This is a genomic window from Embleya sp. NPDC055664 (assembly GCF_053618075.1).
Genome location: NZ_JBSHGZ010000022.1, coordinates 76,746 through 102,194, shown reverse-complemented (window position 1 = coordinate 102,194; position 25,449 = coordinate 76,746). Strand labels below are relative to the sequence as shown.

Below are 25,449 nucleotides of genomic sequence, written 5' to 3'. Positions count from 1 at the left end.
ACCATCGGCCATGTCCATGCCCATCGATCCTCCTCTGCGCGGCCGCCGGGTGCCGCCACGTCGTGCGGGTGCTTCCAGTCTGGCACGCCGGGCGCGGCCTAGCGCGTGTCTTCAGGCCCCCGCCGAGCTCCACGACGCCCGGCACCGCACCTCGCCGCCCCGGAGAAACAGGCGAATAGAACCACTATGCACCTGCTTCTCCGGCACGCCGATGCACGGCACCGAACGCCGCGGAGCCCGACGGAGGCCTGAAGACACGCGCCAGGCGTTCCCGGGCCGCGCCCCGACGATGGTGACGTGGACGGATCAGGTGCCGGAACCGGTGGTCGGCTCGGTGCCGGTCTCGGCGGCGGGCTTGGGCCGCGGCTTGGCGTTGGCCCGCTTGGTCGCGTTCGCGGCGGTCTTCGCCCGGCTCGCGGCCGGCGCGGCCGGGGGTTCGGCGACAGGCGTGGTGTCGTCGTGCCGGTCGCCGCGCTTGACCAGCTTCTCGCCGCGGGCGGCGAGGTCGTCGTAGATCCCCCGGGCCCGGTCCACCTGCGACCTGGCGAAGGTCTGGGTGCGGTCGGGGAGCGCCTGGATGCGCTCGCGGATCACCTTCGGGTCGGTGACGACCTCGGTCCGGAACCGCTCGGGCAGCTCGCGCAGCTTCTCCACCACCAAGTCGCCCGCGCCGGCGACGGCATAGAACGGGGTGGTCTCGGTCAGGGTCTTCCTCAGTTCCGTGGCGATCGCCATGGTGTTCCTCACTCCTTGGGCGTGTGGATCGAGGTATCGGTCGTGGCCCGGCCGGCCTTGCCGTTCTCGGTTCCGTCGGCGGCGCCCGGTACGTCCCGCACGGCGCCGTCCTGTGCGTTCTCCTTGCGGAATGCCTCGTAGATCTCCACGAGCACCCGCTTTTGACGGTCGTTGATCGCCGGATCCGCCATGATCGCGGTGCGCACCTCGCGGTCGCCCTCCTCGCGTTCGTCGAGGATGCCCGCCTGCACGTAGAGCGTTTCGGCGGAGATGCGCAGCGCCTTGGCGATCTGCTGGAGGATCTCCGCGCTCGGCCGCCGCAGACCGCGCTCGATCTGGCTGAGGTAGGGGTTGGACACCCCGGCCACCTCGGCGAGTTGCCGAAGCGAGTATTGCGCGTTGCGGCGTTGCTCCCGGATGTATTCACCCAGCGAGCCGACGTTCAGACCTGCCATGTCCCCAGCATGCACACATCGCGCTTGCTCTTGCAAGCACCCCGCTAACAACCGCGAGCGCGCCCCGGGCCGGAGGCCGACTTCGCCCGCCCCGGGGCGGGTCAGCGCCCGGACAGCAGGTCCTCCACCTTGGCCTCTCCCTCGCGGTAGCGCCGGGTGATCTCGGCGGCGCAGTCGTCGGCCGTGCGCTGGAGGCGGTGCCGGCGGGAGGAGACCTCCTGCTCGTGGCCGGCGAGCTTGTCCAGCGCCTCGCCCAGTTCCGCGTCGGTGTGCGCGGCGAGGTCGGACAGGCCCACGTCGGCGAGCAGTCGCTCGATCCAACTCCGGTAACGATCGGTGCGCGGCGGCTGCACGTTGACGTGCCGGGCGCCCCGGGCGGGCGGTCTGGATTCGGACAGGATCTCGGGCAGCCGGCCCACCACCGGCGATTTCGGCTCGGCGCCGTCCCCGCCGGACCGCCGGGCCAGTTCGGCGCGCAGGATGTCGATCCGACCCTGGAGCAACCTCCGCAGATAGGACAGATCGTTCTCCTCGCGCTGGGCGTCACGCATGAGTTCGCGAACCCGACTCAGCGTGAGGGCACGGATGGCCTCCGGGGCCACTCCGTCGGGAAGATCCACCATGAGACGCATCGTGTCATGTCGGGCAGACCGTCGCGTGCCACATGGCGCGGAATCGATCCGGACGGGTGTGCAGAATGGGCCCATGCGTGCCGTCCTGCAAGTGGTGACCGAGGCTTCCGTGACCGTCGATGGGGAGGTGGTCGGCTCGATCGTGGGCCCCGGACTGTGCGTCCTGGTCGGCGTCACGCACACCGACACCCCCGAGATCGCCCGCCGACTGGCCGCGAAGTTGTGGAGCCTGCGCGTGCTCGACGGCGAGAAGTCCTGCTCCGATCTGGCCGCACCGTTGCTGGTGATCTCGCAATTTACGCTTTACGGCGACGCCCGCAAGGGTCGTCGGCCCACCTGGAACGAGGCCGCGCCCGGGCCGGTGGCCGAACCGCTGGTGGCCGAGGTGGTCGCGGCGCTGCGCGCGCTGGGCGCCGAGGTGGCCACCGGGGTCTTCGGCGCCGACATGCGCGTCGCGCTGGTCAACGACGGCCCGATGACCCTCGTCGTCGACATGTGAGCCCGGTCGCGACCACGACGACCCCGAGAAATCCCAGGGTCGTGAACCCCGCTTCCCGGGGGTTCTCCCCATGTTCCCGGGCTTCGCGGGGAAGGAGAATGGCGACAGGTTCACCGACCGAAGGGGGTTGACCATGTCGCATCGCGGGCCGTACATCGCGGCCGGGATCGTCGTCGCCATCATCGCGCTGATCGTGCTGCCGTCCTGGATCGCCTGGACCATCGTGGCGGTCGCGATCGGCCTGCCCGTCGTCGCCTACTTCACCCTGGACCGCTCGCAGCGGCGGCGCCTGCACCGCATCCGCCGCCGCGAGATCCGCTAGCGCGTGTCTTCGGACCCCCGCCCGCTCCCCGTGGGGCACGGGCGGAGGGGTGGCGCTACGCCGGGACCACGATCTCCTGCGTCGCCGGCACCCCGCCGGCCAGGAGTTCGGCGTCCACGGCGGTGTTGCGCTTGATCAGCGCGAGCGCGATCGGGCCGAGTTCGTGGTGGCGCGCCGCGCTGGTGACGAACCCGACCTGGCGGCCCGCGAGTTCCACCGGCGCGCCGTGCGCCGGCAGCGTCTCCTGGGTGCCGTCCAGGTGCAGGAAGACCAGGCGCCGCGGCGGGCGGCCCAGGTTGTGCACTCGCGCGACCGTCTCCTGCCCCCGGTAGCAGCCCTTGTCCAGGTGCACGGCGGTGTCGATCAGGCCCAGCTCGTGCACGATCGTGCGGTGGTCGGTCTCCAGGCCGCGCCGGGGCCGGTGCGCCGCGATCCGCAACGCCTCGTACGCCCACATGCCCGCCGGATGCGCGTGCTCTTGCCCATACGCCGCCAACCGCTCGCGGGGCAGGAACACCTCGCGGCCGTACCCGGTCGCCCGGACCAGCACATCCTCGGGAGCGTCCCCGCCCGCCTCGTGCACGACGGCGAAGTCGGCGGACACGTCGGCGACCTCGACCCGCAACATGAAGCGCATCCGGTCCAGGAACTCGACCAGGGCCGGCGCCTCACCGGGTTCGACGTGGGCCCAGAAGGCCTCGCCGTCGTCCACCCCGTACAGCGCGTGCTCGATGTGCCCGTGCGGGCTCAGCACCAGCGTCAGCGTGGCCTCGTGCGGCTTCAGCTCGGTCAGGTGCTGCGTGGTCAGCGAGTGCAGCCAGCTCAGCCGGTCCGGGCCGGACACCCGGATCACGTCGCGGTGCGACAGGTCGACGAAGCCCTCGCCCGCCTCCAGCCGACGTTGTTCGCGCAGGGGGTCGCCGTAGTGCGCGGCGACGCCGGCGTCGGGGGCTTCCGCGGCGACCGCGCCGGGCAGGGTCAACAAAGGGCTCGTGGGCATGTCCCCACAGTACGAGACCCGTCGAAGGAACCTCAGTTCGCCCGGGCCGCCGTGCACTCCGCGCAGCGGCCGAAGATCGCGAAGTGCGCGAGGTCGATGTCGAACCCGTGCTCGACGCGCAGCCGCTCGCCCATCCCGGCGGCGACCTCCGTGCCCACCTCGATCACCCGGCGGCAGTCCCGGCAGACCAGGTGCAGATGGCCGCCGGCGTCCGCCGGGTGATAGGTCGGCGCACCGTGCCCGAGGTGGGTGTGGGTGACCAGGTCGAGCTGTTCGAGCAGTTCGAGGGTGCGGTAGACGGTCGAGATGTTGATCCCGCCGGCCGTCTTGTGCACCTCCACCAGGATCTCGTCCGGTGTCGCGTGGCCCAGGGCGTTCACCGCTTCGAGGACGAGTTGGCGCTGCGGCGTGAGCCGGTAGCCCTTCTCGCGAAGCTCGTGCTTCCAGTCAGTGCTCACGCAGGGAAGTTTACGAGTGCGCGGCGCCCGCCGGGCCGGGCGAGCGGGCGACTACTCGGCCGCGAGTTCCGCGTCGACCCGCTTGAGCTGCGCGGAGACGTGTGCCTGGAGCGGGTGTCCCATGGCGGCCATGTCGTAGGCGTACATCAGCTCGCCCTTGACCAGGCCGTAGAGCCGGTGTCCGGCGGTGTACTCCTTGGCGTCCTCGGTGCGCGCGACCACGTCGGTGCGCATCTCCAGGCGCGGGCCCTCCACCTTGCCGAGCCAGATCTCCACGATGCCGGTCGGGTGGGCGAGCGTGACGTCGACCGAACCGTCCAGCTTGGAGCGCCAGAAGCCGGTCTCGGTGGCCAGCGGGCGCACCCGCTCCCCCGCGTCGTCGAGCAGCCAGGTCCGCGACGTGTAGGTCAGGAACGGCTTGTTCGCGATGTAGCCGAAGGTGACCTGCTGGCCGAAGCGGAACGCCTCGATCGTCGGGTAGTCGCCGACACCGGCGCCTTCCCAGGTGCCGAGCAGGAACGCGAGGGGGACGGCGTCGAAGTGCAGGTCGTCCGGGATTTCGATCATGGTGGGGAGGGCCGCTTCCGAGGGTCGGGTACGGCCGGTCAGCCTACCGGGCGTCGGCTCAGTTCTGGCCCTTGTACAGCTTGGACACGGTCAGCGCGGCGAACCACGCGACGAGGACGCCGACCACGGCCAGCAGCGCAATGAAGAAGATGTGCATCGCCCGGGTGCTCCTCGTGCTTCGTACGGGGCGGCCGGATCGCCCCGGCCGGGTGCCAAACGGCCTCAGTGTATAGGCTGCGAGCCGTGAAGCGATCTCTCGTGGTCAAGGTCACCGCAGGTCAGGACGCGCCGGAGCGCTGCTCCCAGGCGTTCACCGTGGCGTCGGTGGCGCTCGCGTCGGGGGTCGAGGTGTCGCTGTGGCTCACCGGCGAGTCGTCCTGGTTCGCGCTGCCCGGGCGGGCCGCCGAGTTCGAACTCCCGCACGCCGCGCCGCTGCCGGATCTGCTCGACGCGCTGCTCGCCGGCGGCCGGGTGACGTTGTGCACGCAGTGCGCGGCGCGGCGCGAGATCACCGGGGACGACGTGCTGCCGGGGGTGCGGATCGCGGGCGCCCAGGTGTTCGTGCAGGAGGCGCTCGCCGACGGGGCCCAGGCGCTGGTGTACTGACCGGCCGGCCCCCGACGCGCCGGTGTCAGTGGCTGATCCCGGAGATGTTCAGGCCGATCACGCCGAGCAGGACCAAGCCGATCGAGATCAGCTTGAGCGGGGACGAGCCCTCGTTCAGCAGCCAGATGCCCACGAGCGCGGTGCCCGCCGCGCCGATCCCGGTCCACACCGCGTAGGCGGGGCCGACCTCCAGGGACTTGAGCGCGTAGGTGAGCAGTCCGAAGCTGCCCAGCGCGCAGGCGGCGAAGCCTATGGTGGGCCACAGCCGGGTGAACCCGTGACTTTGCTTGAGCATGATGGCGAAGCCGGTCTCCAGGATCCCCGCGATGATCACAATCGCCCATGCCACGTGTTGCCTCCCGGCGTCGCGCCTTGCTCCGGTGCCCCGATGCGCCGGGCGGTTCCCCCCGACGATACGGAAACCTTTCTGCCCCGATGACGGGCGGGACACACCGGGTGCACGACCGAACGACCGCGCCCCTCCCCCGAGCACGTGGGGAGGGGCGCGGCCGTATCGCACCGAGCGGTGGCGGATTCCGTGGGTGTACGTCCGAAGGAGATCCGCCCCGTCGGCGTGTCAGACCGCGATCTCGACCTCGGCGACGGTGCCCTTCTCGGACACCACCACGCTGCGGTCCACGGTCGCGCCGGGCACGAGCGCCCGGACGGTCCAGTTGCCGGGTGCCGCGAAGAACCGGAACTGGCCGGTCGCGGACGTGGGCACCTCGGCGGTGAAGTCGCCACCCGCGTCGAGCAGGCGCACGTAACCGTTGATCGGCTGCCCGCCCTTGGTCACCGCCCCCTGGATGATGGTTTCCTTCGCCACGTCAACTCCTGCCAGATCCGGGCCGCCGGCCTTCGCACCGCACATCGTTCCTGCTCCCTGCGTTCGGGTGGGTGTAGCCGTCGGTCACTTGCCGTCGCCGAGCTCGATCGGCACGCCGACCAGCGCGCCGTACTCGGTCCACGAGCCGTCGTAGTTGCGCACGTTGCCCTGCTCCAGCAGCTCGTGCAGGACGAACCACGTGTGCGCGGAGCGCTCGCCGATCCGGCAGTAGGCGATGGTGTCCTTCGCCAGGTCCACACCCTCGCCCTCGTACAGCGCGGTGAGTTCCTCGTTGGTCTTGAAGGTGCCGTCGTCGTTGGCGGCCTTCGACCACGGGATGTTCTTCGCGGTCGGCACGTGGCCGGCCTTCTGCGACTGCTCCTGCGGCAGGTGCGCCGGGGCGAGCAGCTTGCCGGAGAACTCGTCGGGCGAGCGCACGTCGACCAGGTTCAGCGAACCGATGGCGGCGAGCACGTCGTCGCGCCAGGCGCGGATCGAGGTGTCCTGCGGCTTGGCCGTGTAGGTGGTCGCGGCGCGCTCGGGCACCTCGACGACCAGCTCGCGGGAGTCGAGCTCCCACTTCTTGCGACCGCCGTCGAGCAGCTTGACGTCGCCGTGGCCGTAGAGCTTGAAGTACCAGTAGGCGTAGGACGCGAACCAGTTGTTGTTGCCGCCGTAGAGCACGACGGTGTCGTCGTTGGCGATGCCCTTGGCGGACAGCAGCGCCGAGAAGCCGGCCTCGTCGACGAAGTCGCGCTTGACCGGGTCCTGCAGGTCGTCGCGCCAGTCGATGCGCACCGCACCGCGGATGTGGTTCTTGACGTAGGCGCTGGTGTCCTCGTCGACCTCGACGAGGACGACCTTCGGGTCGTCCAGGTGGGCCTGGACCCAGTCGGCGTCTACCAGAACGTCGGAGCGGCTCATGGGATACCTCCGGTGCAGAAATGCGCGGGATCTCGCGGATGTCGGGGTGCACGTTCGCGACACACCCGGGCATGCCGCGGCGCCGCCGCATGCGGGGATGTACGTGTGTCAGGGGTCTTTCACGCGGGAGCCGGGTGCCCGTTCCGCCGTGTCGTCACACGGCCCGGGTCCCGGGGCCGACGGTCGGTCGCGATCCACCGCGGGTGGATCGCCGAACGACGACTGTCGACAAGTCAGTCAGCGCAACACAGGCAGGTCTGCGTGCGGCACAGGTCCACTGCGCGCCGCTTGGTGAGGTCATCCGCCTGTCGCTTCACATCACGATCGTAGGGACGGATGACCGCCACTGTCATGTATGTCCCATCATGCGAGACAAATGCGTCCGCATCTTGAGATACTCGGGGGATTTGTCCTTGTTTGTCAGGATTATGCGGGTGGAATCTCCAAGAGTTGTTCGCCGCCGCCGACGGTCCTGACGCTGAAGCGGACGATCTCGCCGACGGGGATGCTGGTCGCGCCCCGGATCGGATCGGCCGAGGGGTACTCGCCGTCGGGCACCACCCACGAGGACGCGGTCTCCACCCGGCCCTTGGTGCCGTAGACGTCCAACCGGCAGCGGGTGCCGGGGCGGATCCCGGACAGCGACAGGTCCACGCTGCTGCCCCACGCGGTCGCCGCGTAGCGCAGTTCGGCGCCCGCGCCGGAGCGCGGATCGCCCGCGCGCACGGTACGGCCGCCCGATGGCGCGGGCGGCGTCGTGGTGCCGGGCGGGCCGGCCGGCGCGGTCGGCGTGCCCGGGACCGTGCCCGTCGGCGCCGCCGCGGTGTCCCTGTCGCGGCCGGTGTCGCCGAGCGCCCAGCCGGTGAGGCCCGCAAGCAGCACCAGCACCGCCGCGGCCGCGGCGGCCAGCGAGCGCAGCCGCCGACCCCGGTCGGCCCGCTCGGCGGCGGCGGACAACAACCGCGCGGGGGCCGCCCCCTGCGCAGCCGCGCCGCTGGCCCGCGCCTCCGGCTCGCTCAGCCGGGCGAGCATCCGGGGCAGGCCGGCCAGTTCCTCGTACTCGGCCCGGCAGCGCGGGCAGCCGGCCACGTGGGTGCGCACCCTGGCGGCCTCGTCCTCGTCCAGCGCGCCGACCACGAATGCCCCGAGGTCCAGGCGCGCGACCGCACAGCTCAGCGGGGCGGGCGATCCCGGCGGCCGGGCGGGCGGCGGCGGGTTCGTGCCGGGAGTGGTGCCGTTCGTCGTCGTGCCCTCGTCGCCGATGTCCGTCACGGGACCAACCCCCTTTCCTCCAAGGCCACACGCAGCGCTCGCAGCGCGTAGTACGTCCGTGATTTGACCGTGCCCTCCGGCACGCCGAGGGTCTTGGCTGCGTCGGCCACCGAACTGCCCCGGTAGTACGTCTCCAGCAACACCGCGCGGTGCTCGGGGCTCAGCGCGGCCATCGCGTCGGCGACGTCCCAGGCGAGCACGGCCCGGTCGAACTCCGCCTCCGCGCCCTCGTCGGGCACCGTCGCGAGCACCGCGTCGCCGGTCTCGGGCGGCCGGGCGCGCCGGGCGCGGCCGACGTCGATCACCACGTTGCGGGCCACGGTGCACAACCAGCCGCGGACCGAACCCCGGCCGGGGTCGAGGGCCTCGGGGTGGCGCCAGGCCCGCAGCAGGGTCTCCTGCACCACGTCCTCGGCCCAGGCCCGGTCGCCGCCGGTCAGCCGCAGCGCGAACCCCAGGAGCGGGCCGCCGTGTTCGAGGTAGAGGGTGCGGATGACCGCCTCGTCGGCGGTGGATATTCGAGACGCCGAGTGCAGCGGGTCGGCAGCGTGCAGCGGGTCGGCGGCCTGGAGCGAGCCGCCGGCCTGCAACCGGTCGGCGCCGGGCAGCGCGCCGGCGTGGGGCGGGTCGGCGGCGGGTCGGTCGTCCTCGGGGGCGGTGCGCGCGAGGAAGGCGCGAGCGGCCGCCGGGTCCGCCTGCGCCTCGGCGCCGAGCACGTCCGAACGTTGCAGCACACCCGCTTCACGAGCGGGCGGGCCCGGCGGTTCATCCCGCGTCCCGGGACGGGACCGGCGGCGTATCCACGGCATGGCCGCATCCTCCCGTGACGAGGCCGCCGATGCACGGCTAATCAGCCGATCATGACCCGGCCCAACAGATACGCGGCCGGCGCGGCGAGCGCGAGCGGCAGGGACACACCGGCAGTGAAGTGCACGAACCGGGACGGATGGTCGTAGCCGGCCACCCGCCGACCGAGCAGTGCGAGCGCCGCGGCACCGGCCCCGAGCAACGCGGCGTACGGCGCCTCGCCACCGAGCGAGACCGCTGCGGCGGCGCCCGCCGCCGAGCCGAGCAGCCAGGACGGGATCGGCGCGATCGCCGGGGGCAGCGGAATCGCCCGGACCAGCGTCGCGACGCCCGCCGCCAGCACCGCTGGCACCACCGCCGCGCCCGCGTCGATCGGCCCGCCCGACAGATCGCCCGCGACCAGATAGGCCACGTCGAAGGCGGTGATCAGCGCCGCGGAGGTGGTCACCGTCAGCGCCGGCAACAACTCCCCCGGCCGGGCCCCGCTCCTGGCCTGTAGGGCCAACGTCACCAACAACGCGCCGGCGAGCACCGCCGGCACACTCGCCAGCCCCTGCTCGCCCTTGGCGTAGACCGCCGCGTCGGTACCGAACGCGACCAGCACCACCAGCGCAATGCCCTGGCGCGCCGGCCACATGCCGTTCAGCCGGAACCACCCGACGGCGGTGAGCACTTGGAGGAACGCGATACCCAGCAGGAGAGCGGGCTTCCCGGCGATCGCGGTGACCGCGAGCACACCGGCCAGCCCGACCGTGCACAGTCCCGGCAGCAGGCCGGGCGGATGCCAGATCGGCGTCCCGGCCGACCGCGACGCGCGCGTGGGCGAGTCGCCGCGCCGGGGCGCGGGCACCGGAAGCGACGCCCGGTCGGGAGCGGACTCCATCCCGACCCGGTGGTCGGGGTCGGCCGCGTAGTCGACGTCCGGATCGAACGTGGCGCCGGGATCGAAGTCGATGTCGGCAGCGAAGTCGATGTCGGCAGCGAAGTCGGTGTCGGCGGCGAAGTCGGTGCCCGCGCCGAACTCGGCGCCGTAGTCGGCCTCCGGCTCGAACCCGCTCCCGTGGCCGCCGCCGTGCCCACCCGCGTCGTCCACGATCGCCGGCATCACCTCGGTCGCGCCGGCGTATTCACCCCGGCCGTGCTCGCCGTGGTGGGGCTCGCCCTGGTGGGGCACCCCGCCGTAGCCGTCGCCGCCGTAGGTCCCGAATCCGGATTCGGTGATCGCGGGCAGTACGTCGGTCGCGCCGTCGTAGCCGTAGCCGCCGCCCGGCGCCGGCACACCCGGCGGATCCGGGTAGCCGTACCCGCCGGCCGCCTGGCCCGCCATCGGGTCCTGGTAGCCCTGCGGATACTGCTCCGCCTGATAGCCGTAGGCCCCGTGGTCGACCTGCTGCGGATGCGGCTGTCCGTACTGCCCCGCCTGCGCCGGAACGGCGCCGTAGGACTCGACGGGCTGCCCGCCGTACGGCTGCCCCGGATCGCCCGGGTGTCCCGGATACCCCTGGGCGACCTGCTCCCCCGGGTATCCGGCGGCCGGGTCGTAACCGCCCGGCTCGTCGTATCGGTCGCCCGTCGGGCGACCGTCGGGGCCGCTCATCCGCCGGCGAAGGGGGGCAGGACCTCGACGGTGCCGCCCTCGGTCAGGACGACCGCCGCGTGGTCGCGACGACCGACCGGGTCCCCGTCCACCACGAACGAGCAGTTCGCGACGACCGCCTCGAAGCGGGTCGAGCCGCCGTGGAGCTCCCGGGCCCGGCGCAGCGCCTCGGCGAGGGTGGCCGCGTCGTACGGCTCCTCCGGCGTGCCCGCGGCCTCCTTCGCCGCGGCCCAGTACCGCATGGTGCCGACCGCCATCGCGCGCCCTCCCGTGTGTCTGCGTCGTGTGTGGGTCCGCCGGTGTCCCGGTGTGTCGGTGTCCCGGTGTGCCGATGCGCCGTCCCGGTGCCGACCGGCGCCGAGGCGTGCAGCATCCATGATGACGCCTCCGGACGAGCCCTTCGGTCCGCCCGGCGCGCGGATCACCCCCCGGTGTGCGCCCGGGCCCACCGGCCGATCCGGTCCACCAGCTCGGCGTCGACCGCGTTCTCGGCGTGCCCGAGGCCGGGTTCGATCCACAACTCCTTCGGCGGCCGGGCCGCGGCGTGGATCTGCCGGGGGTGGTCGAGCGGGAAATAGGGGTCGCGATCGCCGTGCACCACGAGCAGCGGCGTGGGCGCGAGCGCGGCGGCGGCCTCGAACGGGGCGAGCGGGACCGGGTGCCAGGGCTCGGCGGAGATCCGGGTGCCGAGCGCGAGCCGGGCGAGCACGCGGCCGGTCGGGCGCTCGATCGCGAAGTGCACCCGTCGCATCGGCGCGGTCCCCCGGTAGTACCAGCGGGCGGGCGCGCTGACCGCGACCACCGCCGCGGGCCCGCTGTACAGCGCCGCGTGCCGCAGCACGACCCCGCCGCCCATCGAGAAGCCGACGGTGACCACTCGGCGGTAGCCGAGTCGGCGACCCCAGCCGATCGCCGCCTCCAGGTCGCGCACCTCGCGGTCGCCGACCGTGCTCAGCCCGGTGGACGCGCCGTGTCCGCGAAAGTCGAACCCGATCACCCCGCCGTGCCGGCGCAACCCGCGCAGCACCGTGCGAACCGCCGGTCGCCGCCACGATCCGGTGAACCCGTGGGCGACCACGAAGACCCGATCGAGTGCCCCGGAACCCGCCGCGGAATCCGCCGCGAGCCCGTGTACCGCGCTGATCCGCACGTCGTCGTCGGTGCACAACACGGCCTGCTCGGGTGCAGGCATTCCGGTGAACGGCGGGTCGCCGAAGGTCGGGTGGGGTGTCCGCAGTGCGGGAAGATCCCCGGGTGGGTCGGTTCCTCGAGACATGTTCGCTATCCTGGCCCCGCAGGCTCTCCTCCGATGACGGGCACACCCCAAGGACCCCGGTAGTGGTTCCCCACCGGTTACGGAATCGGACGAGTCGGCGACCGATGAAGGATCCGGGCGACGATGCCCCGGGTCCTTTCGTGTTTTGTGCCTGTTTTTGGGAGGTGTCCCGTTGAGTGCCCTGCTGCTGCTCACGAACGCGCTCCAGCCGTCTGCCGAGGTGTTGCCCGCGCTCGGACTGCTGCTGCATCAGGTACGGGTGGCCCCGGCCGAGGCCTCCGCCCTGGTCGACGCGCCCGCCGCCGACGTCATCCTGGTCGACGGCAGGCGTGACCTCCCCCAGGTGCGCAGTCTGTGTCGGGTCCTGCGGACCACCGGGGTCGGCGCCCCCCTGGTCCTGGTGGCCACCGAGGGCGGCCTGGCCGCGCTGACCGCCGACTGGGGCGTCGACGACGTGCTCCTGGACACCGCCGGGCCGGCGGAGGTCGAGGCCCGCCTGCGGCTGGCGATCGGCCGGCTCCAGGCGGCGCAGGGCGCGGAGGACGAGCCCACCGAGATCCGCAACGGCGACCTGAGCATCGACGAGGCCACCTACAGCGCAAAGCTGCGCGGTCGGGTGCTCGATCTGACGTTCAAGGAGTTCGAGCTGATCAAGTACCTCGCGCAGCACCCGGGCCGGGTGTTCACCCGGGCCCAGCTGCTGCAGGAGGTGTGGGGATACGACTACTTCGGCGGCACCCGGACGGTGGACGTGCACGTGCGCCGGCTGCGAGCCAAACTCGGGCCGGAGCACGAGTCGCTGATCGGCACCGTGCGCAACGTCGGTTACCGGTTCGTGGTGCCCGACCGGGGTGTCGGGGACGTGGCGGTGGCCGAGCGGGTGTGAGCCCGCGCACCCGAACGACCCGTGTCCGCGCACCCGGGCGACCGGCCTTCGGCGACCGCCGGCGACCGGAGTGCGCAAGTGAACCCCGCCCAGTCGGCCGACGAGGCGGCACATCCGGCGCCCATGCCTACAAAACAGACTTATCCGGAAGAACGCGGAGGACCGTCCCGTCCCCGCGTCCAGGTTGTGAACTCCCGTGAGCCGCGCCGGTCCCCGTCCCTACAATGACCGCGTGCCCAAAGTGACCCGCGACGACGTCGCCCGCCTCGCGGGGACCTCCACCGCGGTGGTCTCCTACGTCGTCAACAACGGCCCGCGCCCGGTCGCTCCGGCCACGCGCGAGCGTGTGCTCGCGGCCATAGACAAGCTCGGCTACCGCCCCGACAGCGTGGCCCAGGCGATGGCCAGCCGTCGCACGAACCTGATCGGATTGGTGCTGCCCGACGCCCGGCAACCGTTCTTCGCCGAACTCGCGCACACCGTCGAGCAGGCCGCGTTCGAGCAGGGTCGGCTGGTGTTGATCGGCAACTCCGACTACGAGGACGACCGCGAACTGCACTACGTGCGCGCGTTCCTCGGCATGCAGGTGTCCGGCCTCGTGCTGGTCAGCCAGGGCCCCTCCGAGCGCGCCGCGCGCGAGATCGCCACCCGCGACGTGCGGGTGGTGCTGATGCACCGCCAACCCGACGCGCTGGGCGGCGACGCGGTCATCCTGGACGACGTCCAGGGCGCCTACACCGCGGTCCGGCACCTGGTGGACACGCACGGCTTCACCCGGGTGGACTGCCTCGGCGGGCCGCCCACCACCCCCGACTCCGGCGACCCGGTCACCGACCACGTCACCGGCTGGCGGCAGGCACTGGCCGAGCGCGGGCTGCCCACCGAGGGGCTGCTGCACGAGGCGCCGTTCGGCCGCTTCGGCGCCTATCAGGTCGCGCTGTCCCTGCTGTCCGGGCCGGACCGGCCCCGGGCGCTGTTCTGCTCGACCGACGACCAGGCGATGGGCGTGCTGCACGCGGCGCGCGAGGTGGGCCTGCGCGTGCCGGACGACCTCGCGGTGGTCGGCTTCGACGACATCGCCGAGGCGGCCATCGCCGACCCGCCGCTGACCACGGTCACTTCCGACCGGCCGGGCATGGCCCGCGCCGCGGTGGAGCTGGCCCTGGAGCGCGAACCGGCCGCCGCCGGGGACCCGCGGGTGCGTACTTTCCCGTCCACGCTGGTGGTCCGGCGCAGCTGCGGCTGCGGCTGACCGCCCCGGGCCCGACCGCGACCGACGGCCCCGCGACGGCCCCCGGCGTCGCTCAGTACCGTGGGGCTCATGGACCTCGCGGATGTGTCGATCGAGACGGTGAATCGGGCCTCGGCGGATGACGCCGCCGCCGTACTGGCCCTGGCGGAGGCGGCGGCCGGCGTCGACGGCGCGGCGCCGTTGTCCGAGCAGTCCCGCCTCGAGCTGCGCCACGGCGCGCCCTCGGCTCGCGAACTGCTGGCCCGCGACGCCTCCGGGATCGTCGGCTTCGCGCACCTCGACGGCGCGGACCCGGTGGACGGCCCCGCCGCCGAACTGTTCGTGGTGCCGGCCGCGCGCGGCGCGGGCCTGGGTCGGGCACTGCTCGAAGCCGTGCTCGCCGAGGCCGCGCGGGTCGACGAGCGGGGCCGGCTGCGGGTGTGGGCGCACGGCAAGCTGCCGGCGGCCGGGCGCCTGGCGGAGGCGCTGGACTTCACCGCGTTCCGCGAGTTGTGGCAGATGCGCCGGGTGGCCGACACCCCGGTGCCCGAGGTCGCCACGCCCGCCGACGTCCGGCTGCGCACCTTCCGCCCGGGTGTGGACGACCGGGCCTGGCTCGCGCTGAACGCGAAGGCGTTCGCCCACCACCCCGAGCAGGGCGCGTGGACGGCCGAGGATCTGACCCGGCGGTTCGCCGAGCCGTGGTTCGACCCGGCCGGCTTCTTCCTCGCCGAGGACGCGGACAGCGGCGAGTTGCTCGGCTTCCACTGGACCAAGACGCACCCCGCGACGGCGGACTCGGGCCCGCTGGGCGAGGTGTACGTGGTCGGCGTCGACCCTGCCGCGCAGGGTCGCGGCCTGGGCGCGCTGCTGACCGCGGTGGGCCTGCGACACCTGGCCGAGCGCACCGTCGACGGGGTGCAGCTCGCCGAAATACTGCTGTATGTGGACGCGGACAACGAGCCGGCGGTCAAGGTCTATACCCGTTTGGGCTTTCGTGTGCATACAGTCGATGTGATGTACCGACGCTGAACACCGTGTGAAACCTGGCGAACAACTGTTTCGGGTCGCCTTCGTACAGGTGCACATAGACCGTCGCGAAAAGACAATGGTCTGATGAACGCCGAGACTCCCGCCGCACGATCCTCCCGACACCTCACCGTGGCCGTGCCGCCGGCGAAGAACGGCGGCACGGCAGTCACCGCGGCCGCGGTGCACGCGGAGTCCGAGCTGCCCCCGGACCGGTTCCTGGACCGCGAGGGCAGCTGGCTGGCGTTCAACGAGCGGGTGCTCGAACTCGCCGAGGATCCGAGCACCCCGCTTCTGGAGCGGGCTCGATATCTGGCCATCTTCGCGTCCAACCTCGACGAGTTCTTCATGGTCCGGGTGGCCGGCCTCAAGCGCCGGATCGCCACCGGCCTGGCCGTACGCGCGGCGAGCGGACTCCAGCCGCGCGAGGTGCTGGAGAACATCTGGTCGCGCAGCCGCGCGCTGATGGCCCGCCACTCCACCTGCTTCCACCACGACGTGCTGCCCGCGCTCGGCGAGGCCGACATCCAGCTGCTGCGCTTCGACGACCTCACCGACGGCGAGCGGCAGTCGCTCTACGCGCTCTTTCGCGAGCGGGTCTTCCCGGTGCTCACCCCGTTGGCGGTCGACCCGGCGCACCCCTTCCCGTACATCTCCGGCCTGTCGCTGAACCTGGCCGTGATCGTGCGCAACCCGCGCTCGGGCAACGAACACTTCGCCCGGGTCAAGGTGCCGCCGCTGCTGCCGCGGTTCGTGGAGACCTCGCCGGCCCGCTTCGTGCCGCTGGAGGAGGTGATCGCCGAGTTCCTGGGCGATCTGTTCCCGGGCATGGACGTGCTCGGCCACCACGCGTTCCGGGTCACCCGCAACGAGGACCTGGAGGTGGAGGAGGACGACGCGGAGAACCTGCTCCAGGCGCTGGAGCGGGAGCTGATGCGCCGCCGGTTCGGCCCGCCGGTGCGGCTGGAGGTCGAGGAGACCATCGACCCGCACGTGCTCGACCTGCTGGTGCGCGAGTTGGGCGTGGGCGAGAAGGAGGTCTACCCGCTGCCGGGGCCGCTGGACCTGACCGGGCTGCACGCGATCGCCGACCTGGACCGGCCGGAGCTGAAGTTCGGCCGCTTCGTCGCCGGCACCCACCGCGACCTGGCCGAGGTGGAGACCGCGCAGGCCGCGGACGTGTTCGCCGCGATGCGCAAGCGCGACATCCTGGTGCACCACCCCTACGACTCGTTCGCGACCTCGGTCCAGGCCTTCCTGGAGCAGGCCGCGGCCGATCCGAACGTGCTCGCGATCAAGCAGACCCTGTACCGCACCTCGGGCGACTCGCCGATCGTGGACGCGCTGGTGGACGCGGCCGAATCGGGCAAGCAGGTGCTGGTCCTGGTCGAGCTCAAGGCCCGCTTCGACGAGCACGCCAACATCACCTGGGCGCGCAAGCTGGAGCAGGCCGGCTGCCACGTCGTGCACGGCGTGGTGGGCCTGAAGACGCACTCCAAGCTGTGCCTGGTGGTGCGCCAGGAGGGCGACGCGCTGCGCCGCTACTGCCACATCGGCACCGGCAACTACAACCCCAAGACCGCCCGCCTGTACGAGGACCTGGGCCTGCTGACCGCCGACCCGCAGGTCGGCGAGGACATGTCGAACCTGTTCAACCGGCTCTCCGGCTACTCGCGCGCGCAGTCCTTCCGACGCCTGCTGGTCGCGCCGCACTCGCTGCGCAACGGACTGGTCGAGCGGATAGAGCGGGAGGTGGCCAACCACGAGGCCGGCCTGCCCGCCTACGTCCGGCTGAAGTCCAACTCGCTGGTGGACGAGCTGGTGATCGACGCGCTGTACCGCGCCTCGCAGGCGGGCGTCCCGGTGGACCTGTGGATCCGGGGCATCTGCGCGCTGCGGCCGGGCGTTCCCGGGTTGTCCGAGACCATCCGAGTGCGCAGTATTCTCGGCCGATTTTTGGAACACTCGAGGGTGTGGGTCTTCGCCGGCGGCGGCGAGCCCGAGGTGTGGATCGGCAGCGCCGACCTGATGCACCGCAATCTCGACCGCAGGGTCGAGGCGGCGGTGCGGCTGCGCGGCGATCGACACCGCGACGAGATGACGTCCTTCATGGACCTGGGGATGAGCGCGGAGACCGCGTCCTGGCACCTCGACCGGGACGGTACCTGGACCAGGCACGCGACGGCGGCCGACGGCACCCGGCTTCGCGACGTGCAGGAGCACCTCATCGAGACCCGGAGGCGCAGACGTGGGCCGGAGTAGCAAGCAGGCGACGAGCATTCCCCGACCGCGCGCGGCGGCCGAGGACACCTCCGCCGGCGAGATCCTGCTCGCCCATCTGGTCGGCGAGGCGGGCGCGTTCATCGACCAGCTGCCCCGCCTGGGCGCGGGCGAGGAGGACGCCGCACACCAGGCGCGAGTGGCCGCCAGACGCATCCGCAGCGCGCTGGCCACCTGCGCGCCGCTGCTCGACCCGGAGCCCGCCACACGCCTGCGCACCCGGCTGCGCGAGGCCGCGGACGCGCTGGCCGGCGAGCGCGACTCCGAGGTATTGCTCGATCGCCTGCTCGCGGACCTGGACGCGCTGCCGGAGCGCCCGGGAACGGTCCGGGCCCGGGCGCTGGCCGAGCGCCGACTGCGCGGCGATCTGGGCTCCGGACGGGCCCGGGCGTTGGCCGCGCTCGACTCGGGGCTGTTCACCACGCTGTCGGCCGAATTGGTGGAGCCGGCCCTGGGGCTGACCTTCACCGAGCGGGCGGCGGATCCGGGCGCCGAGGTGGTGCCGAAGCTGGTGGCCCGCACGCTGCGCCGCCTCGACCGGGCCGCCGACGCGCTGCCGCTGGTCGCGGCGGGGGTGCCGTATCCGGATCCCGTGGACGCCCCCGGCTTCTCCCCGTACGCGGGCACCGACGACGAGGCGTGGCACCGGGTGCGGATCCTGGCCAAGCGGGCCCGCTACGCCGCCGACATGTGCGTGCCCGCGTTCGGCGCCCCCGCCGCCCGGCTGGCCCGGCGGCTCAAGGCGGTCACCGAGGTCCTGGGCATCCACCAGGACGCCTGCATCGCGGCCGGCGCGGTGGCCGAGCTGGCGGCCACGCCCCGGATCGGCGGGCCCGCCTCGTTCGTGCTCGGCGAGTTGTACGCCCGCGAGCGGTGGGCGGCGACGGCGCAGCGTCACGCCTTCACCCGGGTCTGGCCCGGGGCGTACGCGCACGACGTCAGGTCGTGGCTCGATGGATGACCCGCCCGGGGCCGCGGAGCCCGCGCACGATCCGGTGCTCGCCGCGGGCGGGGTGTTGTGGCGGCGCACCCCCGACGGGACGCAGGTGGGGCTGGTGCACCGGCCGCGCTACGACGACTGGTCCTTCCCCAAGGGCAAGCTGGAGCCCGGTGAGCCCGCGGTGGTGGCCGCGGTGCGCGAGATCGCCGAGGAGACCGGTTTCCGGGCCGTGCTGGGCCGGGAGTTGGGGGTGCGCAGCTATCCGATGCGCTCGCGCGATCGGATCAAGATCAACCGCTACTGGGTGGCGGAGGCGGTGTCGGGCGGGTTCACCCCCAACCACGAGGTGGACCGGATGTGGTGGGGCGCGCCGGAGGAGGCCGCGGAGCGCAGTGGGACGCCGGACTACACCGCGTCGTTGACCGAGGCGTTTCGCACCGGGCCGCCGCCGGCGACGGTGCCGGTCGTGGTGTTGCGCGCGGGCCCGGCGTTCGCCCCGGCCCTGGTGCCGATGCTGGCCGCGTTCGCGCCGGTCGAGGTGTACGGGGGCGCGGAGCCGGACGCTGCGGCGACGGTGGCGCCGTATGTGGCGGCGGCCGGGGCGCGGGTGCACGCGACCGCCGTGTCGGCCGCCGAGGCGGTGCGCGCGGGTCGGCCCGCGCTGCTGTGTACGCCCGTCCCGGACCTGCCGGCGATCGCCTCCGGGGCCGGTTCGCCGCGGCTGCCGGCGGAGCCGTTGTTGCCCGGCGAATTCGCCGTCTTGCACACGTGGGCGGGGCGGGTGGTGGCCGTGGGCCGATACGCCCCCTATCCGACGGGAAGCTGAGCGCTTGGTCAAGCCGTGATCACGGTTTACCGAACGTAACTCGGCGTCCATCTGAACGCGGGATGAACGTCGTTCCGACGTCACCATAAAGCCGCAGTTCACGGGCAGTAAATGGCTACATGAACGGACAATTCATCCAGCGGTCGGCTTATCTGACTCGACCGTTCGAGTTCACCCTCGGTTCACTTTCCGCGGCGGATCGCTTCATTCACACGGCCTAACTTCGTGCATGACGGCGACCGCTCGGGTCGTCGCGACCACGAGCAGAGTTCGATCGAAAGGGAGCGCCGTGACCATTCGGCCCCGCAGTGTCCGTCGCGGTATCGGCTTCACCGGCCTGGCACTCGCCGGCGCGCTCACGCTGGCCGCGTGTGGCTCCGACGACAACAGCTCGGGTGACGACAAGAAGTCGTCCACGAAGGCTGCGTCCGCCCCCGGCGCGGAGGCCCCCAAGGGTGACTGCGGCACCGGCAAGCTCGCCGCCGCCGGCTCCAGCGCGCAAAAGAACGCGATGGACGAGTGGATCAAGGCGTACCAGGCCAAGTGTTCGGGTGCCACGATCGACTACGCGTCCTCGGGTTCGGGCACCGGCCGCCAGTCGTTCTTCGACAAGCAGGTCACCTTCGCGGGCTCCGACTCGGCGCTCAAGCCGGAAGAGGTCGCCAAGGCCGCCGCCGCGTGCGCGCCGGGCCAGGCGATCAACCTCCCGATGGTGACCGGCCCGATCGCGGTCGCGTACAACGTCTCCGGCGCCAAGGACCTGGTCCTGGACGCGAAGACGATCGCCGGCATCTTCTCCGGCAAGATCACCAAGTGGGACGCCGCCGAGATCAAGGCGCTGAACCCGAACGCGCAGCTGCCCGGCACCGCGATCCAGCCCGTGCACCGGTCCGAGGCGTCCGGCACCACCGAGAACTTCACCAAGTACCTCAAGGCCGCCGCCGGCGCCGACTGGACCTACGACTCGGCCCAGGACTGGAAGGCCCCGGGCGGCCAGGGCGCCAAGGGCAGCGAGGGCGTCGCGCAGATCGTGAAGTCGACGCAGGGCGCGATCACCTACGTGGAGCAGTCCTACGCGGAGAACGCCGGCCTGAACATCGCCGCGATCAACACGGGCGCGTCGGCCCCGGTCAAGCTCACCCCCGAGGCCGCGGGCAAGGCCGTCGAGGCGGCCAAGATCGCGGGCGAGGGCAACGACCTGAAGCTGTCGGTCGACTACGCGACCAAGGCCGAGGGCGCCTACCCGATCATCCTGGTGACCTACGAGATCGTCTGCGAGAAGGGCACCGCGGCGGACAAGCTCCCGCTGATGAAGTCCTTCCTCACCTACACCTCCAGCGCCGAAGGCCAGAAGGTCCTCGCGGGCATCGGCTACGCGCCGCTCCCGACGACCGTCGCGGACAAGGTCCGCGCCGCCGTGGCCGGTCTGTCCTAGTCCGAGCCCGCTGAGCGACCGACTCGTACGGAGAGAGATGTCCACCACCACCCCCACCGCACCGGCGGACCCCGAGCGCAAGGCCCCCGTGGCCAAGCGCGTCAAGGTCCGACCAGGCGACCGGATCTTCTCCGGTGCCGCCCGCGGCGCCGGCATCAGCCTGCTCGCCATCATGGCCGCGATCGCGATCTTCCTCGTGGTCAAGGCGACGGACGCACTGTCGAAGAACCAGGGCAGCTTCCTGACCGACCAGGGTTGGGACCCGAACGTGGCCAAGCCCGCGTTCGGCGTGGTCACCCTGGTGTTCGGCACGGTTGTCAGCGCCACCATCGCGATGGTCATCGCGGTGCCGGTTGCGGTGGGGGTGGCGCTGTTCATCACGCACTACGCACCCCGGCGGATCGCCCAGACGCTCGGTTACATCGTCGACCTGCTGGCCGCGGTGCCCAGCGTGGTCTACGGCCTGTGGGGCTACATCTTCCTGGCCCCCAAACTGCTCGGCCTGCACACCTGGCTGGCCGACTACCTCGGCTGGATCCCGATCTTCGACAAGGAGCAGCCGGGCGCCACCGCCCGCACGCTGTTCACCGTCGGCATCGTGCTGGCCATCATGATCCTGCCGATCATCGCGGCGGTCACCCGTGAGGTCTTCCTTCAGGTGCCCCGCGCCCACGAGGAGGCCGCGCTCGCGCTCGGCGCCACCCGCTGGGAGATGATCCGGGTCGCGGTGCTGCCCTACGGCAAGCCCGGCATCATCAGCGCGTCGATGCTCGGCCTCGGCCGCGCGGTCGGCGAGACCATCGCGGTCGCGATGGTGCTCTCGCCCAGCTTCGACCTCTCGATCCACATCCTGGACCCGGGCAACACCACGATCGCGGCGAACATCGCGAACCAGTTCGGCGAATCCAACGACATCGGCCGCGGCGCGCTGATCGCCTCCGGTCTGGTCCTGTTCATCATGACGCTGCTCGTCAACGGCGCCGCGCGCGTCGTCATCAACCGGCGCAAGGCGTTCTCTGGAGCGAACTCATGACCGTCCTGGACACGGGCGACAAGCGCCCGGGCATCGGTACGGACGCGGCCGAGAGCGGTCGCGGGGGTCCGGCCGATCCGCGCGCGGCGTCGCTGACCCGGCGGACCCTGCCGCGCCAGGTGCCGTGGGCGATCGCCGGCGGCGGCGTGCTGCTGACGATCGTGTTCAAGCTGACCCTGGACAACTGGGCGCTCGCGGTCTTCCTCGCCGGCGTGATCTTCATCGTCGCGCTCTCCGCCGTCTCGTGGCGCTTCGAGGACGCCCGTCGGGCCCGGGACCGGTTCGCCACCAGCCTGATCTCCACCACGTTCGTGCTCGCCGTGCTGCCGCTGGTCTCGCTGCTCGGCTACACGATCCAGCGCGGCGTCGACAAGCTCACTCCGTACTTCCTGTCCCACTCGATGCGCGGCGTGGGCGCCCGGGACGACACCGGCGGCGTCTACCACGCGATCATCGGCACCCTGGAGCAGGTCGGCCTGGCCACCCTGATCGCGGTCCCGATCGGTCTGCTCACCGCGATCTACCTGGTCGAGTACGGGCGCGGCCGACTGGCCAAGACGGTGACCTTCTTCGTCGACGTGATGACGGGTCTGCCGTCGATCGTCGCGGGTCTGTTCATCTACGCCTTCTGGATCCTGATGCTCGGCTTCGAGGCGTCCGGCTTCGCCGGGTCGCTGGCGCTGATGATCCTGATGTTGCCCACGGTGGTGCGCTCCGCCGAGGAGATGCTCAAGCTCGTCCCGAACGAGCTGCGCGAGGCCAGCCTGGCGCTCGGCATCCCGAAGTGGCGCACCGTGCTCAAGGTCGTGCTGCCCACCGCGTTCGGCGGCATCGTCACCGGCGTGATGCTCTCCATCGCCCGCGTGATCGGCGAGACCGCCCCGCTGCTGCTGCTCGTCGGGCTCACCCAGTCGATCAACACCGACCCCTTCTCGGGGTGGCAATCGGCGCTGCCGCTGTACGTGTTCGACCAGAACCACGCCGGCAACAAGTTCGCCGAGGAACGGGCCTGGGCCGCGGCACTCACGCTGATCCTCATCGTGATGATCCTCAACCTGGCGGCGCGGCTGATCGCCCGCTGGAAGGCACCGAAGGCGGGCCGATGAAGGCCACGACGAGGACCCGTACGGCCGACCGCGGCACCGACATCCGCACCGATCCAGAGGCAGGAATGACCAAGCGCATCGAAGTTGCCGGACTCAACGCCTACTACGGCTCGCACAAGGCCGTCGAGGACATCTCGATGACCATGGAGCCGCGTTCGGTCACGGCCTTCATCGGTCCCTCCGGCTGCGGCAAGTCCACCTTCATCCGCACCCTGAACCGGATGCACGAGCTGATCCCCGGCGCCTCCGTGGACGGCTCGGTCGCGCTCGACGGGCAGGACCTGTACGGCAGCGACATCGACCCGGTGGCGGTGCGTCGCACGGTCGGCATGGTGTTCCAGCGGCCCAACCCCTTCCCGACCATGTCGATCTACGACAACGTCGCGGCCGGGCTCAAGCTCGCCGGGATCAAGCGCAAGGGCGACCTGGACGCGATCGTCGAGCGGTCGCTGCGCGGCGCCAACCTGTGGACCGAGGTCAAGGACCGGCTGAACAAGCCCGGCGCGGGCCTGTCCGGTGGCCAACAACAGCGACTGTGCATTGCGCGCGCGATCGCGGTCGAGCCGCAGGTGCTGCTGATGGACGAGCCGTGCTCGGCCCTGGACCCGATCTCCACGCTGGCGATCGAGGACCTGATCGCGCTGCTCAAGGAGCGCTACACGATCGTGATCGTGACGCACAACATGCAGCAGGCGGCTCGCGTCTCGGACAAGACCGCGTTCTTCAACCTGGCCGGCCCGGGTCAGCCCGGCAAGCTGGTGGAGATCGGCGACACCGAGACGATCTTCTCCGCGCCGACCGAGGAATCCACCGCCGACTACATCGCCGGCCGGTTCGGCTGACGGATCGACGCACCGAGCGACGAGTCGACGGACCGCCGACATGGACACGCGAGAGGGCCCGCACCGGATTCGGTGCGGGCCCTCTCGTCCGTTATGCGACACCTGTGCCAACCGTGCCGGCTGTGACATCCGTGCCGTCCGGGCCGGATGCCGCGTGCGTCCTGCATTACGCGCGCGGCGCGCGGCCCCCGGGTCAGCCCACGATCAGGTGGGCGATCCAGTAGGTGCCCGCCGCGACCAGACCCGCGGCCGGCATCGTGGTGAACCAGCCGATCAGGATGTTCTTGGCGACACCCCAGCGCACCGCCTTGACCCGCTTGGTCGCACCCACGCCCATGATCGCCGAGGTGATGATGTGCGTGGTGGAGATCGGCGCCTTGAAGACGTAGGCCGTGGTGTACAGGATCGACGCGGCCGTGGTCTCGGCGGCGAAGCCCTGCGGCGGGTCCAGCTCGATGATCTTGCGGCCGAGGGTGCGCATGATCCGCCACCCGCCCGCGTAGGTGCCGGCCGAGAGCGTGATGGCACAGGCGAGCTTGACCCACACCGGAATGCCGTCGCCCTCGTGGTGGCCGCTGATCACCAGCGCCATCACCACGATGCCCATCGTCTTCTGGGCATCCTGGATGCCGTGCCCGAGCGCCATGCCGGCCGCCGAGACGGTCTGCGCGAGCCGGAATCCGCGCTTGGCCTTGTGTGGATTGGCCCTGCGGAACAGCCAGATGATCCCGACCATCACCAGATAGCCGGCCACCAGACCGACCACCGGCGACAGGAACATCGGGATGACGACCTTTTCCAGCACGCCGTCCCAGTAGACGGTGCTGGAGCCCGCGAGCGCGGCGCCGACGAGGCCACCGAACAGCGCGTGCGACGAGGACGAGGGCAGCCCGAAGTACCAGGTCAGCAGGTTCCAGAAAATCGCGCCGACCAGCGCCGCGAACAGGATGACCAGACCTTGATGGCCCTCGGGGGTGGAGATCAGCCCTTCGCTGACGGTCTTCGCGACGCCTTCGCCGAGGAAGGCGCCGGCGAGGTTCATCACCGCGGCCATGGCCAGCGCCGCCCGCGGGGTCAGTGCCCGAGTGGACACCGAGGTGGCGATGGCGTTGGCCGAGTCGTGGAAGCCGTTGGTGTAGGTGAAGAAGAGCGCGACGCCGATGACGATGATCAGACCAGTGAGTTCCACTGGGTCAGGACTCCTTGACGGCGATCGTCTCGACCGTGTTCGCCACGTGCTCGAACCCGTCGGCGGCCTCTTCGAGCACGTCGACGATGCCCTTGAGCTTGAGCACGGTCAGTGCGTCGTACGCCCCGCTGAACAGGTGCGCCAGCAACTTGCGGTGGATCTGGTCGGCCTGGTTCTCGAGTCGGTTGATCTCGATCCAGTACTCGGTCAGGTCCTTCATCGTGCGCAGCCGGGGCATCGCCTCGGCGGTCAGCTCCGAGGCCCGCACGAGCACCTCGATCTGGTCCGCGACCTGGGGCGGGAGTTCGTCGAGCTGGTACAGCACGACCAGGTCGACCGCCTCTTCCATGTAGTCCATGACGTCGTCGAGTTGCGAGGCGAGCGCGTAGATGTCCTCGCGGTCGAACGGCGTGATGAAGGAGGCGTTGAGCTGGCGCATGATCGCATGCGTGGTGTCGTCACCGGCATGCTCGGCCGCGCGCATCCGTTCGGCGATCTCCGGACGAGCGGAGACCTCTGCGCCGAGCAACTCCGTCAGGAGCTTGGATGCGGTGACCAGGTTGCTCGCCGCTGCGGCGAACATGTCGTAGAAGCTCGTCTCCCTGGGGGTCAGACGCAATCGCACTTGAGGTCTCCGGGATAATGAAGGTGGTCGGCGTCGATGCTAGGCGCTCTT

Annotated in this window: 29 protein-coding genes; 13 read left to right on the top strand and 16 right to left on the bottom strand. The window is 71.5% G+C overall.

Annotated elements, in window-relative coordinates:
• Window positions 1-306 precede the first annotated feature (306 nt).
• From ACWGR4_RS29855 to ACWGR4_RS29845, 3 genes are all read right to left on the bottom strand, one after another.
• Window positions 307-735 (bottom strand): hypothetical protein, encoded by a 429-nt coding sequence (locus ACWGR4_RS29855; RefSeq protein ID WP_452130182.1) that lies wholly within the window; start codon window positions 733-735, stop codon window positions 307-309.
• A gap of 8 nt (window positions 736-743) precedes the next feature.
• A complete protein-coding gene (locus ACWGR4_RS29850) occupies window positions 744-1,190 on the bottom strand; it encodes a helix-turn-helix domain-containing protein (RefSeq protein ID WP_380008844.1) in 447 nt (148 codons plus the stop codon).
• A gap of 101 nt (window positions 1,191-1,291) precedes the next feature.
• Window positions 1,292-1,813 carry an RsiG family protein gene (locus ACWGR4_RS29845; protein WP_380008841.1) on the bottom strand — a complete coding sequence of 174 codons (522 nt, stop codon included), beginning with the start codon at window positions 1,811-1,813 and terminating at the stop codon, window positions 1,292-1,294.
• 82 nt (window positions 1,814-1,895) lie between these two features.
• Between ACWGR4_RS29845 and dtd the strand changes: the two genes are divergently transcribed.
• Both dtd and ACWGR4_RS29835 read left to right on the top strand, forming a co-directional pair.
• Window positions 1,896-2,321, top strand: coding sequence for a D-aminoacyl-tRNA deacylase (gene dtd / locus ACWGR4_RS29840; protein WP_452130181.1), 426 nt, complete (start codon window positions 1,896-1,898; stop codon window positions 2,319-2,321).
• Between the two features lie 133 nt (window positions 2,322-2,454).
• A complete protein-coding gene (locus ACWGR4_RS29835; protein WP_078979320.1) occupies window positions 2,455-2,643 on the top strand; it encodes a hypothetical protein in 189 nt (62 codons plus the stop codon).
• A 55-nt stretch (window positions 2,644-2,698) separates the two neighbouring features.
• Here the strand turns inward: ACWGR4_RS29835 and ygfZ are convergent, their stop codons facing one another.
• Genes ygfZ through ACWGR4_RS29820 form a run of 3 tightly spaced genes read right to left on the bottom strand, consistent with a single transcriptional unit; the run spans window position 2,699 to window position 4,668 of the window.
• Window positions 2,699-3,643, bottom strand: a complete 945-nt coding sequence (gene ygfZ / locus ACWGR4_RS29830; protein ID WP_380008835.1) for a CAF17-like 4Fe-4S cluster assembly/insertion protein YgfZ — start codon at window positions 3,641-3,643, stop codon at window positions 2,699-2,701.
• 32 nt (window positions 3,644-3,675) lie between these two features.
• Window positions 3,676-4,101 carry a Fur family transcriptional regulator gene (locus ACWGR4_RS29825; RefSeq protein WP_078975989.1) on the bottom strand — a complete coding sequence of 142 codons (426 nt, stop codon included), beginning with the start codon at window positions 4,099-4,101 and terminating at the stop codon, window positions 3,676-3,678.
• Window positions 4,102-4,152: 51 nt separating this feature from the next.
• Entirely contained in the window at window positions 4,153-4,668 is a 516-nt protein-coding gene (locus tag ACWGR4_RS29820) for an FABP family protein (RefSeq protein WP_078975990.1), read from the bottom strand.
• Window positions 4,669-4,911: 243 nt separating this feature from the next.
• Here ACWGR4_RS29820 and ACWGR4_RS29815 point away from each other — a divergent pair, with 243 nt between their 5' ends.
• A complete protein-coding gene (locus ACWGR4_RS29815; protein ID WP_078975991.1) occupies window positions 4,912-5,274 on the top strand; it encodes a DsrE family protein in 363 nt (120 codons plus the stop codon).
• 25 nt (window positions 5,275-5,299) lie between these two features.
• Here ACWGR4_RS29815 and ACWGR4_RS29810 read toward each other — a convergent pair whose 3' ends face one another.
• The 8 genes from ACWGR4_RS29810 to ACWGR4_RS29775 all read right to left on the bottom strand — a co-directional run bounded on the left by ACWGR4_RS29810 (window position 5,300) and on the right by ACWGR4_RS29775 (window position 11,976).
• Window positions 5,300-5,623 (bottom strand): SMR family transporter, encoded by a 324-nt coding sequence (locus ACWGR4_RS29810; protein ID WP_439676142.1) that lies wholly within the window; start codon window positions 5,621-5,623, stop codon window positions 5,300-5,302.
• A gap of 228 nt (window positions 5,624-5,851) precedes the next feature.
• On the bottom strand, window positions 5,852-6,145 hold the full coding sequence (locus tag ACWGR4_RS29805) for a DUF1416 domain-containing protein (RefSeq protein WP_020552259.1): 294 nt from the start codon (window positions 6,143-6,145) through the stop codon (window positions 5,852-5,854).
• A gap of 39 nt (window positions 6,146-6,184) precedes the next feature.
• Window positions 6,185-7,024: a sulfurtransferase gene (locus ACWGR4_RS29800; protein ID WP_078975994.1), complete on the bottom strand. Its 840-nt coding sequence runs from the start codon at window positions 7,022-7,024 to the stop codon at window positions 6,185-6,187.
• A 426-nt stretch (window positions 7,025-7,450) separates the two neighbouring features.
• Window positions 7,451-8,296: an anti-sigma factor family protein gene (locus tag ACWGR4_RS29795; protein ID WP_452130180.1), complete on the bottom strand. Its 846-nt coding sequence runs from the start codon at window positions 8,294-8,296 to the stop codon at window positions 7,451-7,453.
• Window positions 8,293-9,030, bottom strand: coding sequence for a sigma-70 family RNA polymerase sigma factor (locus ACWGR4_RS29790; RefSeq protein WP_452130179.1), 738 nt, complete (start codon window positions 9,028-9,030; stop codon window positions 8,293-8,295). The genes ACWGR4_RS29795 and ACWGR4_RS29790 overlap by 4 nt, the downstream gene beginning before the upstream one ends.
• Before the next feature lie 116 nt (window positions 9,031-9,146).
• Window positions 9,147-10,700 carry a hypothetical protein gene (locus ACWGR4_RS29785; protein WP_452130178.1) on the bottom strand — a complete coding sequence of 518 codons (1,554 nt, stop codon included), beginning with the start codon at window positions 10,698-10,700 and terminating at the stop codon, window positions 9,147-9,149.
• Window positions 10,697-10,957 carry a MoaD/ThiS family protein gene (locus ACWGR4_RS29780; RefSeq protein ID WP_078975997.1) on the bottom strand — a complete coding sequence of 87 codons (261 nt, stop codon included), beginning with the start codon at window positions 10,955-10,957 and terminating at the stop codon, window positions 10,697-10,699. The genes ACWGR4_RS29785 and ACWGR4_RS29780 overlap by 4 nt, the downstream gene beginning before the upstream one ends.
• A 164-nt stretch (window positions 10,958-11,121) precedes the next feature.
• Window positions 11,122-11,976 carry an alpha/beta hydrolase gene (locus ACWGR4_RS29775; protein ID WP_452130177.1) on the bottom strand — a complete coding sequence of 285 codons (855 nt, stop codon included), beginning with the start codon at window positions 11,974-11,976 and terminating at the stop codon, window positions 11,122-11,124.
• Between the two features lie 172 nt (window positions 11,977-12,148).
• Here ACWGR4_RS29775 and ACWGR4_RS29770 point away from each other — a divergent pair, with 172 nt between their 5' ends.
• The 10 genes from ACWGR4_RS29770 to pstB all read left to right on the top strand — a co-directional run bounded on the left by ACWGR4_RS29770 (window position 12,149) and on the right by pstB (window position 23,584).
• Window positions 12,149-12,862, top strand: a complete 714-nt coding sequence (locus ACWGR4_RS29770; protein WP_078975999.1) for a response regulator transcription factor — start codon at window positions 12,149-12,151, stop codon at window positions 12,860-12,862.
• A gap of 232 nt (window positions 12,863-13,094) precedes the next feature.
• Entirely contained in the window at window positions 13,095-14,114 is a 1,020-nt protein-coding gene (locus ACWGR4_RS29765) for a LacI family DNA-binding transcriptional regulator (RefSeq protein ID WP_452130176.1), read from the top strand.
• Window positions 14,115-14,183: 69 nt separating this feature from the next.
• Window positions 14,184-15,125, top strand: a complete 942-nt coding sequence (gene mshD / locus ACWGR4_RS29760; protein WP_380008812.1) for a mycothiol synthase — start codon at window positions 14,184-14,186, stop codon at window positions 15,123-15,125.
• Between the two features lie 84 nt (window positions 15,126-15,209).
• Window positions 15,210-17,384: an RNA degradosome polyphosphate kinase gene (locus ACWGR4_RS29755; RefSeq protein ID WP_380008809.1), complete on the top strand. Its 2,175-nt coding sequence runs from the start codon at window positions 15,210-15,212 to the stop codon at window positions 17,382-17,384.
• Window positions 17,371-18,363 (top strand): CHAD domain-containing protein, encoded by a 993-nt coding sequence (locus tag ACWGR4_RS29750; RefSeq protein WP_452130175.1) that lies wholly within the window; start codon window positions 17,371-17,373, stop codon window positions 18,361-18,363. The genes ACWGR4_RS29755 and ACWGR4_RS29750 overlap by 14 nt, the downstream gene beginning before the upstream one ends.
• Entirely contained in the window at window positions 18,356-19,168 is an 813-nt protein-coding gene (locus ACWGR4_RS29745; protein ID WP_452130174.1) for an NUDIX domain-containing protein, read from the top strand. Before ACWGR4_RS29750 ends, ACWGR4_RS29745 begins: the two co-directional genes overlap by 8 nt.
• Window positions 19,169-19,457: 289 nt before the next feature.
• Window positions 19,458-20,603: a phosphate ABC transporter substrate-binding protein PstS gene (gene pstS / locus ACWGR4_RS29740; RefSeq protein ID WP_380008800.1), complete on the top strand. Its 1,146-nt coding sequence runs from the start codon at window positions 19,458-19,460 to the stop codon at window positions 20,601-20,603.
• A gap of 37 nt (window positions 20,604-20,640) precedes the next feature.
• Complete coding sequence (pstC, locus tag ACWGR4_RS29735) at window positions 20,641-21,636, top strand: phosphate ABC transporter permease subunit PstC (protein ID WP_380008797.1); 996 nt, start codon at window positions 20,641-20,643, stop codon at window positions 21,634-21,636.
• A complete protein-coding gene (gene pstA / locus ACWGR4_RS29730; protein ID WP_380030130.1) occupies window positions 21,633-22,742 on the top strand; it encodes a phosphate ABC transporter permease PstA in 1,110 nt (369 codons plus the stop codon). Before pstC ends, pstA begins: the two co-directional genes overlap by 4 nt.
• A gap of 65 nt (window positions 22,743-22,807) precedes the next feature.
• Window positions 22,808-23,584 (top strand): phosphate ABC transporter ATP-binding protein PstB, encoded by a 777-nt coding sequence (gene pstB, locus ACWGR4_RS29725; RefSeq protein WP_078976006.1) that lies wholly within the window; start codon window positions 22,808-22,810, stop codon window positions 23,582-23,584.
• A 193-nt stretch (window positions 23,585-23,777) separates the two neighbouring features.
• On the opposite strand, the gene ACWGR4_RS29720 is transcribed toward pstB, so the two are convergent.
• A complete protein-coding gene (locus ACWGR4_RS29720; protein ID WP_380008791.1) occupies window positions 23,778-24,773 on the bottom strand; it encodes an inorganic phosphate transporter in 996 nt (331 codons plus the stop codon).
• A 4-nt stretch (window positions 24,774-24,777) separates the two neighbouring features.
• Complete coding sequence (locus tag ACWGR4_RS29715; protein ID WP_020552276.1) at window positions 24,778-25,398, bottom strand: DUF47 domain-containing protein; 621 nt, start codon at window positions 25,396-25,398, stop codon at window positions 24,778-24,780.
• Window positions 25,399-25,449: the final 51 nt, after the last annotated feature.

Bases quoted from the DNA above. Each gene is read 5' to 3' on its own strand.
- mshD (WP_380008812.1), top strand. From the start codon at position 14,184: ATGGACCTCGCGGATGTGTCGATCGAGACGGTGAATCGGGCCTCGGCG.
- ACWGR4_RS29800 (WP_078975994.1), bottom strand. From the start codon at position 7,024: ATGAGCCGCTCCGACGTTCTGGTAGACGCCGACTGGGTCCAGGCCCAC.
- dtd (WP_452130181.1), top strand. From the start codon at position 1,896: ATGCGTGCCGTCCTGCAAGTGGTGACCGAGGCTTCCGTGACCGTCGAT.
- ACWGR4_RS29835 (WP_078979320.1), top strand. From the start codon at position 2,455: ATGTCGCATCGCGGGCCGTACATCGCGGCCGGGATCGTCGTCGCCATC.
- ACWGR4_RS29820 (WP_078975990.1), bottom strand. From the start codon at position 4,668: ATGATCGAAATCCCGGACGACCTGCACTTCGACGCCGTCCCCCTCGCG.
- ACWGR4_RS29780 (WP_078975997.1), bottom strand. From the start codon at position 10,957: ATGGCGGTCGGCACCATGCGGTACTGGGCCGCGGCGAAGGAGGCCGCG.
- ACWGR4_RS29755 (WP_380008809.1), top strand. From the start codon at position 15,210: ATGAACGCCGAGACTCCCGCCGCACGATCCTCCCGACACCTCACCGTG.
- ACWGR4_RS29845 (WP_380008841.1), bottom strand. From the start codon at position 1,813: ATGGTGGATCTTCCCGACGGAGTGGCCCCGGAGGCCATCCGTGCCCTC.
- pstC (WP_380008797.1), top strand. From the start codon at position 20,641: ATGTCCACCACCACCCCCACCGCACCGGCGGACCCCGAGCGCAAGGCC.
- ACWGR4_RS29775 (WP_452130177.1), bottom strand. From the start codon at position 11,976: ATGTCTCGAGGAACCGACCCACCCGGGGATCTTCCCGCACTGCGGACA.
- ACWGR4_RS29785 (WP_452130178.1), bottom strand. From the start codon at position 10,700: ATGAGCGGCCCCGACGGTCGCCCGACGGGCGACCGATACGACGAGCCG.
- ACWGR4_RS29850 (WP_380008844.1), bottom strand. From the start codon at position 1,190: ATGGCAGGTCTGAACGTCGGCTCGCTGGGTGAATACATCCGGGAGCAA.
- ACWGR4_RS29745 (WP_452130174.1), top strand. From the start codon at position 18,356: ATGGATGACCCGCCCGGGGCCGCGGAGCCCGCGCACGATCCGGTGCTC.
- ACWGR4_RS29805 (WP_020552259.1), bottom strand. From the start codon at position 6,145: ATGTGCGGTGCGAAGGCCGGCGGCCCGGATCTGGCAGGAGTTGACGTG.
- pstB (WP_078976006.1), top strand. From the start codon at position 22,808: ATGACCAAGCGCATCGAAGTTGCCGGACTCAACGCCTACTACGGCTCG.
- pstA (WP_380030130.1), top strand. From the start codon at position 21,633: ATGACCGTCCTGGACACGGGCGACAAGCGCCCGGGCATCGGTACGGAC.
- ACWGR4_RS29855 (WP_452130182.1), bottom strand. From the start codon at position 735: ATGGCGATCGCCACGGAACTGAGGAAGACCCTGACCGAGACCACCCCG.
- ygfZ (WP_380008835.1), bottom strand. From the start codon at position 3,643: ATGCCCACGAGCCCTTTGTTGACCCTGCCCGGCGCGGTCGCCGCGGAA.